Origin of the sequence: Micromonospora sp. NPDC049359 (genome assembly GCF_044466585.1) — a bacterium.
Lineage (GTDB): Bacteria > Actinomycetota > Actinomycetes > Mycobacteriales > Micromonosporaceae > Micromonospora.
In genome coordinates this window covers 22,796-35,625 of the sequence record NZ_JBITMW010000017.1, presented here as the reverse complement: position 1 = coordinate 35,625, position 12,830 = coordinate 22,796, and the positions used below count along the sequence as shown (strand labels likewise).

Below are 12,830 nucleotides of genomic sequence, written 5' to 3'. Positions count from 1 at the left end.
GCGGGCCGGCTACCGTTCGCCCCATGAGCACCTCGACGGACACGCCGGTCGACAGCCGTCCGGTCGGTCTACGCGCCCTGCTGCCGTACCTGCGCGAGCATCGGGGCACCCTCGTCGTGGTGGGCGTGCTGTCGCTGGCCGGTTCGGCGGCGGCACTGGCCCAACCGCTGCTCACCCGGTCGGTTCTGGACCGGATCGGCCGCGAGCACCCGGTCTGGTGGCTGGTGGCGGTGCTGGTGGGGCTCGTGGTGCTCGGCGCGGCGATCGGCGGCCTGCGCGACTACCTGCTGCAACGTACCGCCGAAGGGCTGGTGCTGGGCACCCGGCGACGGCTGGCGGCCCACCTGCTGCGGCTGCCCATCGCCGAGTACGACCAGCGGCGCACCGGCGACCTGCTCTCCCGGGTGGGCTCGGACACCACCCTGCTGCGGGCGGTGGTCACCTCCGGGCTGTTCGAGACCGTCACCGGGGCGGTGATGGTGGTCGGGGCGGGCACCGCGATGGTGCTGCTCGACCCGCTGCTGTTCGGCGTCACCCTGCTCGGGGTGGGCCTCGGGCTGGGCTTCGCGGCGACCTTCGCCCGGCGGGTCCGGGCGTTGGCCCGCGCAGCCCAGGAGCGGGTCGGCGAGATGACCTCGGCGGTGGAGCGGGCGATCTCGGCGGCCCGGACCATCCGGGCCAGCCGGGCCGAGGCGCGGGAGGCGGACACCGTCGCGGTCAGCGCCCGTGAGGCGTACGGGGCGGGGTTGCGGGTGGCCCGGGTGCAGGCGCTGATCGGCCCGATCGGCTCGGTCACCGTGCAGGGGGCGTTCCTGCTCGTGCTCGGCATCGGCGGGGCGCGGGTCGCCGCCGGGGCGATCTCCGTCGGCGATCTGGTCGCCTTCGTCATGTACCTGTTCCTCCTGGCGCTGCCGCTGGGTCAGGTGCTGCGCGCGTACACCCAGTTGCAGTCCGGTCTGGGCGCGTTGCAGCGGATCGAGGAGATCCTGGACGTGCCGGCGGAGGGTGCGGCGGACCGACCGACGGCCGGGCCCGCGACGACGACCCCGCGCCGGGCCGCACCCATGATCGAGTTCGACCGGGTCGGGTTCGGCTACCCGGGCGGCGCGTCGGTGCTGCACGGCGTCAGCTTCGCGGTGCCGACCGGCACCCGTACCGCCCTGGTCGGCCCGTCGGGGGCCGGCAAGTCGACGCTGCTGGCCCTGGTCGAGCGCTTCTACGAGGTGAGCGCCGGCGCGGTCCGGGTCGACGGTGTGGACGTGCGGGAGCTGCCCCGCGACGCGCTGCGGGCCCGGCTCGGCTACGTGGAGCAGGAGGCGCCGGTGCTCGCCGGCACGCTGCGCGAGAACCTGCTGATCACCGCCCCTGACGCGACGGACGACCGGTTGCGCGAGGTCCTGGACGAGGTCAACCTCACCCACCTGGCCCAGCGCACCCCGCAGGGCCTCGACGTGCAGGTGGGGGAGGGCGGGGTGCTGCTCTCCGGGGGTGAGCGGCAGCGGCTGGCCATCGGTAGGGCCCTGCTGGCCGGCCCGCCGGTGCTGCTGCTCGACGAGCCGACCAGCAACCTCGACGCGCGCAACGAGGCCGCGCTGCGCCGCGCCATCGACGCGGTGGCCGTGCGCCGTACGCTGCTGATCGTGGCGCACCGACTCGCCACCGTGGTGGACGCCGACCAGATCGTCGTCCTCGACGGCGGCCGGGTGGTGGCCGTGGGCACCCATGCCGAACTGACCGCCACCGACCCGCTCTACCGGGAGTTGGCCACCCACCAACTGCTGGTCGCCTGACCGCGCCCCGGCGGGACCAAACTTGCCGGGCGGCCGGGCCGCCCGTGTCGGGCCAGAATCGCGTACCGTTGCCGCTCATGGGTGTGTCGCAACGGTTCAAGAGCAAGTTCCGGCGTTTCCTCCAGCGCCCGGGATCAACCGTGGATCTTGCTCCGCTGGAAAAGCTGCTGCCGGCGATCGAGGCGCGCGAGGACGACCTCGCGGCGCTTGACGACGCCGAGTTGACCGAGGCCGCCGGTGCCGCCACCGGCTACGAGGAGATCTGCGCGGTCGGCCGCGAGGCCGCCCGCCGGGGCCTCGACCAGCGGCCGTACGACGTGCAGCTGCTCGGCGCGATGGCGCTGCTCTCCGGCAAGGTCGCCGAGATGGCCACCGGTGAGGGCAAGACGCTGACCGCCACCATCGCCGCGTACGGGCACGTCCGGCTCGGCAACGGTCCGGTGCACGTGCTCACCGTCAACGACTACCTGGCCCGCCGGGACGCCCAGTGGATGGAGCCCGTCTACACGCTGCTCGGCCTGACCGTCGGCTGGGTCAACGAGGCGTCCACGCCCCAGGAGCGGCGCGACGCGTACTCCTGCGACGTCACCTACATCTCGGTCAGCGAGGCGGGCTTCGACTACCTGCGCGACCAGCTCGTCACCGACGTGGAAGACCGCGTGCAGCCGGTGCTGACCACGGCGATCATCGACGAGGCCGACTCGATCATGATCGACGAGGCCCGGGTGCCGATGGTGCTCGCCGGCGCGGTGCCGGGCGAGCAGGACCCGGTACACGCCGCCGCCGCGCTGGTGCGCGGCCTGCGCAAGGGTCGGCACTACACGATCGCCGAGGACGGGCGCAGCGTGGCGTTCACCTCCGCCGGCCTGGCCGCCGTCGAGGCCAAGCTCGGCATCGACCTGTACGACGAGGAGCACGTCGAGCAGCTCTCCGCGGTCCACGTGGCGCTGCACGCCCAGACCCTGCTGCACCGTGACGTGGACTACATCGTCCGGGACGGCTCGGTCGAGCTGATCGACGAGATGCGCGGCCGGGTGGCCCAGCGCCGCCGCTGGCCCGACGGGCTCCAGGCGGCGGTCGAGGCCAAGGAAGGGCTGGACGCCACCGCCGAGGGTGAGGTGCTCGGCACCATCGCGGTGCAGGCGTTCATCGCGCTCTACCCGAAGGTGTGCGGCATGACCGCCACCGCGGTGCTGGTCGGCGACCAGTTGCGGGAGTTCTTCAACCTCGAGGTCGCGGTGATCCCGCCGAACACGCCGTGCGTCCGCGAGGACGAGCAGGACCGGATCTACGCCACCCGCGCCGAGAAGGACGAGGCGCTGATCGACGAGATCCGCCGCTGCCACGACGCCGGGCGGCCGGTGCTCGTCGGCACCCTGGACGTCAAGGAGTCCGAGGCGCTGGCCGCCGGGCTCAACGCGGCCGGCGTGTCCTGCGTGGTGCTGAACGCCAAGAACGACGACGAGGAAGCGGCGATCATCGCCGAGGCCGGCGCGTACGGCGCGGTGACGGTCTCCACCCAGATGGCCGGCCGGGGCGTCGACATCCGCCTCGGCGGCAGCGACCAGGCCGACCGGGACCGGGTGGCCGAGCTGGGTGGCCTCTACGTGATCGGCAGCGGTCGGCACGACAGCCGCCGCGTCGACGACCAGCTGCGGGGCCGCGCCGGCCGGCAGGGCGACCCGGGCGGCTCGGTCTTCTTCGTCAGCCTGGAGGACGACCTGGTCGTCCGGCACGCCGCCGACGCGGTGCCCCCGTCGCCGCGGATGAACGCGGACGGCCTGGTCACCGACGAGCAGGTCGACTACGCGGTCGAGCACGCCCAGCGGGTCGCCGAGGGCGTCAACCACGAGATCCACCGCAACACCTGGCGCTACAGCGTGGTGATCGAGCAGCAGCGCATCGCCCTGGCCGCCCGCCGCGAGCGCCTGCTGACCAGCGACGTGGCCGCCCTGATGCTGCTGGACAAGGAGCCCGAGAAGGCCGGCGAGATGGACGAGGACCTGCTCGCCCGGGCGGGCCGCTCGATCGCGCTCTTCCACCTGGACCGGCTCTGGGCCGAGCACCTCGCCGAGCTGTCCGAGGTCCGCGAGGGCGTACACCTGCGGGCGCTGGGGCGGCTCGACCCGCTGGACGAGTTCCACCGGGCCGCGGTGCCGGCGTTCAACAACCTCGTCCCGGAGATCGAGGCGCGCACCATTGCCACGTTCAACGAGACCGAATTCGATGAGGATTGGGAGCCCGAGGACGGCACCCTGGTCCGGCCGACCGCCACCTGGACGTACCTGGTGCACGACAACCCGTTCGGCTCCGAGCTCGACCGGCTGATCGCCTCGATCGGGCGCCGGCTCAGCAGCGCGTCGCGCTGACCTGGCTCGCGGGGTCTCTGCCGTACCTCCGGGTAGGGCAGAGACCCCTGCGTGCGCCGTTTCGATCCCGGTTTGCGAGGGTAGTAGGGCGGGTCGGTCAAGGCGGAAGAGAGCAGACGATGGCACACGTGACGACGTCAGCGGGATGGGCGCGGGGGCGTACGAGGGCAGTGCGACGGTGAACCTGGACACGCGGGAACCGGTGGTCGAACGACTCGGTGTGCTGGAGACAGCCGCGCTGTTGCGGGAGCTGACCGCCGGCCTGATCGGCTTGACCGATTTCGATGAGGCGCTGCTGGCGCTGGTCCGGGTCACCCGGGACGCGGTGGCCGGGGTGCGCTGGTGTGGGTTCACCGCGCTGCGCGCCGGCGAGCCGGCCAGCCTCGCCGCCTCCGACGATCGGATGGCCGGCCTCGACGACCTGCGCCACGGGCCCGACACGCCGGCCATGACCGCGATCCGACGCCGCGAGATGATCCTCGCGGTCGACCTGGCCGGCGAGCCACGGTGGCCGGCCTGGACGCCGCGCGCCCGTGACCTCGGCGTCCGGGGGGTGATCTCCGCGCCGGTGGACATCGACGACCAGGTGATCGGGGCGATCAACCTGTACGCCGCCGCGCCTGACGTGCTCACCCCACAGCACCAACTCACCGCGATGCTGCTCGCCGAACACGCCGGCCTGCTGCTGGCCGCCGTCCGGGACCGGGGCCGCCAGCAGGCGCTCGCGGGTGAGCGGGACGCCTCGCTCCTGCACGAGGGTGTCGTCGGCCAGGCGATCGGGGTGATCATGACGCAGCGGGGGTGCCCGGCTGCCGAGGCCCTGGACGTGCTGCGTACCGCCGCCTCGTCGCTGAACATACCGCTGCGCGAGGTCGCCGAACGCCTCGTGCGGACGGTCTCCCGCCCCCGCGAGAGCTGACCGTCGACCGGCACGGGTGGATGCCCGTTCTCCCGGTCGGCGGCGAGTCGGGCGGCGTCGTTTCACCTCTCGGGCGCTCGGGTAGCACCCTGGTACTGGTGGACTGGGCCTGACCCTGGGGAGGACCGATGCAGAGCCGGCTGCGGGTGCAGGGGCACCCCATCCAACCGATGTTGGTGACGTTCCCGCTCGGGCTCTTCGTCAGCGCCACGGTCTTCGACCTCACCGACGTCGCCGGCGGGCCGGTCTTCCTCGGCGAGGTCGGCTACTGGACCGGCGTCGCCGCCCTCTTCGCCGCCGCCATGACGGCCATCGCGGGCATGGTCGACCTGTGGGACGTGCCGGTCGACGGCACCCGCCGTACCGCCATCGCCTTCAACCTGGTGAACGCCGCCATGGCGGGGCTGTTCCTGATCACCAGCCTGGTCCGCGCCCACTCGCCGGATCGTGGTGCGACGGCCGCGATCCTGTTCACCGAGCTGGTGGCGCTGGCGGCCGGCGGGGTCGGCGTGTACCTGGGCGCGCGGCTGATGCGCCAGTTCGACGGGGGCCGCGTCGAGACCGGCAGCCTGGACACCCTCGCCGGTGGCACGGTCGAGGTCGTCCGCCCCCGCCCCTGACCGACTCGGTCTTTGCGTGATCGACTCGGTTTCCGGAAAGACGGGGCGTCGGCGGCTCGGTGACAGGACGGCTTCCAGGAACGCGAGTCGATCAAGCGCCGGGTATATGGATTGCCGCTCGGGTGGCGTGCCGGCGAGGCTGATCGCCGTGACTGACGCGCATACCGCCGAGGACCTGATCGCGGAGGCCGCCGCCGCGCCCGTCGACGGGTGGGGTTTCGACTGGCTGGCCGGCCGAGCCACCGAAGAGCGTCCACCGTGGGGATACGCCCGGCTGATCGGCCACCGGATGGCTCGTGCCCACGCGGCGCTGGACGTGGACACCGGCGGGGGCGAGGTGCTTGCCGAGATCCCGTACCCGCCCACGGTGCTGGTAGCCACCGAGGCGTGGCCACCGAACGTCCTGGTGGCACGACGGAACCTGCGCCCGCTCGGCGCGACGGTGGTGGCGGTCGCGCCGGACTCGGCGCTGCCCTTTGGCGACGACTCGTTCGACCTGGTGGTGAGCCGGCACCCGGTACGCACCGACTGGGCGGACACGGCCCGGGTGCTGCGCCCCGGCGGGACGTACCTGTCGCAGCAGATCGGGCCGGGCACGATGCGGGAGCTGAGCGAGGCGATCCTCGGCCCGCTGCCACCACCGGACGGCCGGCACCCCGAGGAGGCGGTCGCTTCCGCTGAGGCGGCGGGACTGCGCGTGGTCGACCTGCGCCGGGCCACACTGCGCGCGGCGTTCCACGACATCGGCGCGGTGGTCTGGTTCCTGCGCAAGGTGGTCTGGACCGTGCCGGGCTTCAATGTGGACCGCCACCGCGCGCCCCTGCTAGCCCTGCACCGCCGCATCGCCGAGCAGGGCCCCTTCGTAGCCCACGCCCAACGCTTCCTCATCGAAGCAACCCACCCCTAACCCCGCCCCCCGCCCCCGCGCCCCCGGCCGCCCCCGCGCCCCGACCCCCGAGCCCTGCCCGACTCCGCGCGCCCCGGCCGCCCCCGCGCGCCCCGGCGCCCCCGACCTCCGCGCCTCGCCCGCCCCCGCGTGCCCCCGCCCGACCCCGCGCCCGACCCCGCGCCGATCTTGCACTTGCTGTGGACGTTTTGCCCCATTGACGCCTTTAGTCGCCACAGAAATCGCAAGATCGACGAGAAAGGGGGCGGGGGCGGGGATAGGCGCGGGTGCGAGTGCGGGCTGCGGCATCGCCTGGGACGGCGCCTCTCCGCGGCCTGCCGATCATGGAGTTGTGGTGGGCGTTATGCACCCGCTCGCACCCTTCGTTCCCACCACAACTCCATGATCGCCGGGGGCGGGGCGGGGCGGGGCGGGGCGGGGCGGGGCGGGGCGGGGCGGGGCGGGGCGGGGCGGGGCGGACGGGGCGGGGCGGACGGGGCGGGGCGGGCGGGTTAGTGGGGGTGGGAGGTGTGGTGGGCGGCCAGGATGTCGGCGCCGAAGTCGCTGGCGGGGCGGCGGAGCACGGTGTGCGCGTGGTTGCCGTCGTCGCTGGTGTTGTCGTACTCGATCAGCAGGTCGTCGCCCTGCACCCGGTAGTAGTGGCGCTGCCCCGGGTTGGTCGGCCCGGCCCAGGCGAAGTGCAGCGGGCCGCCGGCGAGGCGGGTCGCCTCGCGTACGGCCAGTTCGGTCGGTAGCCGGTCCAGGTAGAGCGCGACGATCTGGTCGAGCAGCGCCCGGCCGGTGGGGCCGAGTCGGTCGGCCGGTACGCCGAGGGGTTCGAGTGGCCCGTCGACCCGGGGGCGAGTGGCGCTGATGATGTCCGTCGGGGCCTCGTCGGCGATGATCGCGGCGGCCCGTCCGGCGGGGCCCAGCGCGTCCAGCAGGGCGCGGCCCAGATCCTCCTCCACCCCGAGCGGTCGGGAGACGGGCCGCCCGGCGTACCGCACCGCGGCCGGGTTGGCGCCGAAGAAGACCGGCGCGGGGGAGACCTGGTCGTCCACGACGGTCATGGTCACCGACAGGTGGTGCCCTTCGAGCCGCCACGCCCAGCGGTCGTCGCGCGCCGGGTCGCCGAAGACGGCGATCCAGTAGTCGCCGCTGTGCCGCCCGCGACGCCACCCCTCGGCCCGGTCCAGGACCTCCTCCAGCGCGATGATCGCCATGGCCTGGGCGTACGCCGACGGGCTGAGCGCGGTGGCCAGCAGTCGGTGCGCGGCCTTGCGCCCGGCGACGTCCAGGTCGGCGAGGCAGACGCCGGGGCGGGGGCGCGGCCGGTACTCGAGCCAGCGCCGGGCCGGCTCGTCGTCGAACGGGTACACGGCGGCGACGCGGGTCGCGGGGTCGAGCGCGGTCAGCAGGGCGCTGCCGGCGGCACGCATCTGTTCGGGCAGAGGATCTTCCACCGCCCCTGTATACCGTCAGTCGGCCCGCAGCAGCCGCACCATCTCCGGCAGGTCGAAGAACTGCGCGGTCTCGAGCGCCGAGGGATTGCCGTACGCCGGGTCGGCCCCGGCGGCGAGGAGCGCGCGGACCGCGTCGGCGGCGCTGCGAAAGACCGCGGCGGCGAGGGCGCTCTGACCCCGGTCGTTGGTGCGGGTGTGGTCCGCGCCGCGAGCCAGCAGCGCGGCCACCGTGTCGGGGTGGGAGTGGTAGGCGGCCAGGATCAGCAGGGTGTCGCCCTTGTCGTTGGTCAGGTTGACCGGCAGCCCGGCGTCGACCTGGGCGGCCAGTTCCTCGGTGGCACCCGCGCGGGCCAGGTCGAACATCCGGTGCGCGAACGCCAGGGTCGCGGCGTCGAGGTCGTCGGTCACCGGTCCAGATTAGGGCCGTTTCAGCAGAACCGCCCGGCCTGCGGCGGGTCCGGGCGGCGATCCGGCAAGGCGCGGCCGCCCTGGTGAAACGGCCCTGGCCGCCGGAGCCCTGATAGGTTGCTCGGCCGGCACGTGGGGGAGGTCCGATGGGTGAGACGGTCTACGTGGGTAACGCGGGCGTCGACGGGGTCGGCGACGGCGGCTGGCTGCTCGGGCACTTCGCGCCGCCGGGCGAGATCCGGCACAGCACCGACGTCGAGGTGAAGTGGGGTGTGCACCCGCCTGGGGAGACCCGCTCGCGGTGGGCGACCAATGAGCGCCGCACGACCCTGCTGGTGCTCGTCAACGGATGCTTCCGGGTGGAGTTGCCGGACCGGACGGTCCGGTTGGCCGCCCCCGGCGACTACGTGGTGTGGGGGCGGGGAGTGGACCACTCCTGGTACGCGGAGCGGGCTTCGGTGGTGCTGACCGTCCGCTGGCCGTCGCTGCCCGGCTACCGGGTGGAGCCGCCGGTCCTGCGCTGATCAGGCCGGCCACCGCACGGGTCATCTCGACATGTGGAATTACCTACTAAACCTATAGGCTTTGCCGTCTAGAGTACGGGGGCACCCCACGCACCGACCCGCGAGGAACCACCGATGACCCACGATCGTCCGGCCGCCGACCTGCTCGCCGTCGCCGCCCGCTGGGCCGACCCGGCCGGCTGGCCGGTCCCGCTGCGCTTCGATCCCGGCGAACGCTGGTACGCCCGGCTCGCCACCGTCGACGACCACGAGGTGTGGGCGCTGAGCTGGCTGCCCGGCCAGGGCACCGACCTGCACGACCACGGCGGCTCCGCCGGCGCGTTCCGGGTGGTGGCCGGCGCCCTCACCGAGGAGACGGTGAGCCGGGGACGGCTGCTGCCCCGCGTGCTGCCCGTTGGCGCCGGCCGTCGTTTCGGCGCCCACCACGTCCACCGGGTCACCAACCGCGGCGCGGACCCGGCGGTCAGCGTGCACGTCTACCGGCCGGCGTTGCGCCGGATGACCCGCTACGACCTCCTGGACGGTCGGCTGCGCGCCGCCGAGGTCGCCGAGGCCGGCCGGTCCTGGTGAATCGACCCGACCCTCTCGTTCCCGGAAGGATTCGATAATGCAGCTCACCGCCGAGCAGTGTCCGGCGCCCGTGCCCCCGCCGGGCTCCCGTGGCATCGACGAGATCCTGGCGGCCGCGCGTGCCCGGCTCGACCGGCTGGACCCGGAGCGGGCGCACCTGGCGTACCGGGCCGGGGCCCTGCTGGTCGACATCCGGCCGGCGGCCCAACGCGCCGCGCACGGCGTCGTGCCCGGCGCGCTCGCCATCGAGCGCAACGTGCTGGAGTGGCGCTTCGACCCGCGCTGCCCGGCCCGGCTGCCCGAAGCCGTCGACTACGACGTGCCGGTGGTGATCCTCTGCCAGGAGGGCTACACCTCGTCACTGGCCGCCGCCGCGTTGCAGGACATCGGCCTGCGCCGGGCCACCGACGTCGACGGCGGGTTCGCCGCCTGGCGCATCGCCGGCCTACCGGCGCTCGGCCCGACCCCCCTGCACCGCGCAACCCCCCTCGCGTCCCCGGTCACCGCCGGCTGGGCGCGCCGCTGACCCCCACGCCGCACCGGGCGTGGCGGGCGTACCGCCATCAGGAGGCATGATGTCCGTCGTCGCGATCCCCACCCGTCCCTACTCGCCGGGTCACCCGGGACGGGCCGTCGGCCGCCCGCGCACCGGACCCACCCTCACCATCACCCTCGACCTGGCCCCCGGGCCGATGAGCCCCCGGCTGGCCCGGCTGGTGCAGTTGCTCGGCGAGCTGGCCGAGGCCGGCGAGGGTCGGCTGGGCCCCGCCGACGACGTACCGCAGACGCCGCGACCGCTCGCGCGCCCCACCGTCGTCGAGGCGTCCGCGGTGGCCGACACCGCCGACGTCCGCATCCTGGCCGGCTCGCGGACCGTCCGGCACGGCGACCGGGTGGTCGCCCTCACCCGCATCGAGTACGACCTGCTGCTCTTTCTCGCCGAGCGCCCGCACCGGGTCTTCACCCGCCTGCAGTTGCTCTCGAACGTCTGGGGATACGAGCACGCGGTGGCCCGGACCGTGGACGTGCACGTCCGGCGGCTGCGCGCCAAGCTCGACGGCGCGGAGGTGGTCACCACCGTCTACGGGGTGGGTTACCGCCTCGGCGACGAGGCGCGGATCAGCGTGGACCACACCCGCTGAGCGGGCCGGCTGGCCGGCCGGGGCGCGGCGGTATCCGCATGGTGAACAGGACGGGGACCCCCGTAACGGGGTATCCGGGTGGCTCTGCTGTAATCATCTGGCTTCGTACGCAGAGCGAGCGTCTGGCTCCGATGCGTTCGTCAATTGTCACATTCATGCAACGCAGCCGCCTCTTGACCCTCGCCCGGACGCCGGGAAGCATCGATGAAGCGGCGTCCCGGGCCGTGGGGAGATACCCGGACCAGCCCAAGGAGGACCATGTCGGTCAGCCCCGCCTCGTCGCGCGCCGGATGGCATACGTCCCAACCCGCGGTGCCCGGTCGACCTCCCGGCGGTCAACGCCGCCCGGCGAACACCGCCGCGCCCGTGCTCACCGTGACGCTGTCCATCCCGCTGACCTGCGAGGAGTCGCTGACGCCGCCGGCCCTGCGGTTGCTCGAAGCCGCGCGTGAGCTGCTCGAACGTGGCGAGGGCGTGGTCACCAGCTCCGCTCCGGCGGAGCGCCGCGCCGACGGTGTGCCGGCCAACCGGTCACCCGTGCGGGCCCTCACCCCGACGATTCCCGCCCTGCACATCCTCGCGTCGTCCCGGTCGGTGCTGCGCGACGACGAGCCGCTGCCCCTGACCCGGTTGGAGTTCGACCTGCTGCTGCACCTCGTCGCACACCCCCGCCGCGTCTTCACCCGGCTGCAACTGCTCAACGCCGTGTGGGGCTACGAGCACGCCGGGGTTCGCACCGTCGACGTGCACGTGCGCCGGCTGCGCGGCAAGGTCGGCGTCGACGTGCCCCTGGTCACCACGGTCTACGGCGTGGGTTACCGGTTGGCCGACGACGCGCGGGTCACCGTCGACCGCACCGGCTGACCGCCACCACCGCTCGCCGCTCCCGGGCGGGGCAGGATGGACCGGTGCGCATCCGTCCCATCTCGCCCGACCTGCTCGTCGCCGAACTGACCGGCCGCCTCGCCGACGCCTCGGCCACCGTCGAGCCCGCCCGGCTGCGCGTCGCCGTCGACGGCGCTCCCGCCGCCGGCCCGGACGAGCTGGCCGCCGCGCTGGTCGACCCGCTGCGAGCCCGGGGTCGTCCGGTCCTGCACGTACGCGCCGACGACTTCCTCCGCCCCGCGTCGCTGCGCTTCGAACTCGGCCGCACCAACCCGGACGCCTACTACGAGGGCTGGCTCGACGAGGCCGGCCTGCGCCGTGAGGTGCTCGACCCGGCCGGCCCCGGCGGCGACGGGCGGGTGCTGCCGTCGCTGTGGGACCCGGTCGCCGACCGGGCCAGCCGCGCCGCGTACGTCGACCTGCCGCCGGGCGGCGTGGTCCTGGTCAGCGGCGCGCTCCTGCTCGGCGGAGCGCTGCCGTTCGACGTGACCGTCCACCTTCAGGTGTCCACGGCGGCCCTGCGCCGCCGCACCGATCCGGCCCGGGGGTGGACCCTGCCGGCCTTCGACCGTTACGCCGACGAGGTGGTTCCCGCCAGCTTCGCCGACGTGGTCGTACGCGCCGACGACCCCCGCCATCCCGCGCTCGTCGAGGCGCCCGGCGAGGGCTGAAATTGGCTCGTTTGCGGGCCGTGTCCGGCGGGTACTCGCCCGGCTCACAGAGCGTGGGTGATCGCCCGCGTACCGCATGCGACCGCTACCCGGGGCGCCACGCCGCCGGACCCGGTTCACCGGAACCACAGGCCAGGAAAGGCAGGCAGCGATGCTCGTCCACGACACGGTCGACACCGGCCGCTCCCAGACGGAGATCGACCAGATCAGGCAGTCCCTGCAGGCGCGCTACGACGACCTGACGGCGGAGTACGACCAGGCCGTCCTGCAGAGTCAGGTGCTGCGTCTGGTGGAGGTCGGCGACACCGCCGGCGACGACCAGGCCGACAGCGGCACCAAGACGGCCGAGCGGGACACCGCCCAGTCCCTCCTGCGGACGATCCTCGACCGACGCGCCCAGTACGAGCACGCGCTGGGCCGCCTCGCCGAGGGCACGTACGGCTGGTGCGAGGGCTGCAAGGCGGCGATCCCGGTCGAGCGGCTGGAGATCTTCCCGGCCGCCACCACCTGTGTCACCTGCAAGCAGACCCGCGAACGGCGGGCGGCCTGAGCGACGGCAGCGGTTGCCGGTCGGTCCGCGACA

At 73.9% G+C, this 12,830-nt stretch carries 14 protein-coding genes; 12 read left to right on the top strand and 2 right to left on the bottom strand.

The genetic code is table 11. The annotated features are described in order from the left end of the window. Positions 1-23 precede the first annotated feature (23 nt). The 5 genes from ACIBTX_RS30070 (at position 24) to ACIBTX_RS30050 (ending at position 6,605) form a co-directional block, all read left to right on the top strand. Positions 24-1,790, top strand: a complete 1,767-nt coding sequence (locus ACIBTX_RS30070; RefSeq protein ID WP_396833308.1) for an ABC transporter ATP-binding protein — start codon at positions 24-26, stop codon at positions 1,788-1,790. A gap of 77 nt (positions 1,791-1,867) precedes the next feature. Further along, positions 1,868-4,159, top strand: coding sequence for an accessory Sec system translocase SecA2 (gene secA2, locus ACIBTX_RS30065; protein WP_357175493.1), 2,292 nt, complete (start codon positions 1,868-1,870; stop codon positions 4,157-4,159). Positions 4,160-4,337: 178 nt separating this feature from the next. Beyond that, positions 4,338-5,078, top strand: a complete 741-nt coding sequence (locus ACIBTX_RS30060) for a GAF and ANTAR domain-containing protein (protein WP_357122043.1) — start codon at positions 4,338-4,340, stop codon at positions 5,076-5,078. Between the two features lie 128 nt (positions 5,079-5,206). After that, complete coding sequence (locus ACIBTX_RS30055; RefSeq protein ID WP_357122045.1) at positions 5,207-5,698, top strand: DUF2231 domain-containing protein; 492 nt, start codon at positions 5,207-5,209, stop codon at positions 5,696-5,698. A 148-nt stretch (positions 5,699-5,846) separates the two neighbouring features. Further along, positions 5,847-6,605 carry a methyltransferase domain-containing protein gene (locus ACIBTX_RS30050; protein WP_396833307.1) on the top strand — a complete coding sequence of 253 codons (759 nt, stop codon included), beginning with the start codon at positions 5,847-5,849 and terminating at the stop codon, positions 6,603-6,605. Between the two features lie 491 nt (positions 6,606-7,096). Here ACIBTX_RS30050 and ACIBTX_RS30045 read toward each other — a convergent pair whose 3' ends face one another. Both ACIBTX_RS30045 and ACIBTX_RS30040 read right to left on the bottom strand, forming a co-directional pair. Further along, on the bottom strand, positions 7,097-8,047 hold the full coding sequence (locus ACIBTX_RS30045; protein WP_396833306.1) for a DUF3500 domain-containing protein: 951 nt from the start codon (positions 8,045-8,047) through the stop codon (positions 7,097-7,099). A 15-nt stretch (positions 8,048-8,062) separates the two neighbouring features. After that, positions 8,063-8,455 (bottom strand): ankyrin repeat domain-containing protein, encoded by a 393-nt coding sequence (locus tag ACIBTX_RS30040; protein WP_357122053.1) that lies wholly within the window; start codon positions 8,453-8,455, stop codon positions 8,063-8,065. A gap of 146 nt (positions 8,456-8,601) precedes the next feature. Here ACIBTX_RS30040 and ACIBTX_RS30035 point away from each other — a divergent pair, with 146 nt between their 5' ends. The 7 genes from ACIBTX_RS30035 (at position 8,602) to ACIBTX_RS30005 (ending at position 12,797) form a co-directional block, all read left to right on the top strand. After that, the gene (locus ACIBTX_RS30035) at positions 8,602-8,979 is read left to right on the top strand and encodes a signal peptidase I (protein ID WP_357122056.1); all 378 of its coding nucleotides are present in this window, start codon (positions 8,602-8,604) and stop codon (positions 8,977-8,979) included. A 114-nt stretch (positions 8,980-9,093) separates the two neighbouring features. Beyond that, a complete protein-coding gene (locus tag ACIBTX_RS30030) occupies positions 9,094-9,549 on the top strand; it encodes a cysteine dioxygenase (RefSeq protein WP_396833304.1) in 456 nt (151 codons plus the stop codon). 37 nt (positions 9,550-9,586) lie between these two features. Then, positions 9,587-10,075: a rhodanese-like domain-containing protein gene (locus ACIBTX_RS30025; protein WP_357122062.1), complete on the top strand. Its 489-nt coding sequence runs from the start codon at positions 9,587-9,589 to the stop codon at positions 10,073-10,075. A gap of 49 nt (positions 10,076-10,124) precedes the next feature. After that, positions 10,125-10,691, top strand: coding sequence for a winged helix-turn-helix domain-containing protein (locus ACIBTX_RS30020; RefSeq protein ID WP_357122065.1), 567 nt, complete (start codon positions 10,125-10,127; stop codon positions 10,689-10,691). 258 nt (positions 10,692-10,949) lie between these two features. After that, a complete protein-coding gene (locus ACIBTX_RS30015; protein WP_357122068.1) occupies positions 10,950-11,555 on the top strand; it encodes a winged helix-turn-helix domain-containing protein in 606 nt (201 codons plus the stop codon). A gap of 44 nt (positions 11,556-11,599) precedes the next feature. Then, positions 11,600-12,247: a uridine kinase gene (locus ACIBTX_RS30010; protein ID WP_357122071.1), complete on the top strand. Its 648-nt coding sequence runs from the start codon at positions 11,600-11,602 to the stop codon at positions 12,245-12,247. Between the two features lie 151 nt (positions 12,248-12,398). Beyond that, complete coding sequence (locus ACIBTX_RS30005) at positions 12,399-12,797, top strand: TraR/DksA C4-type zinc finger protein (protein ID WP_355052436.1); 399 nt, start codon at positions 12,399-12,401, stop codon at positions 12,795-12,797. Positions 12,798-12,830: the final 33 nt, after the last annotated feature.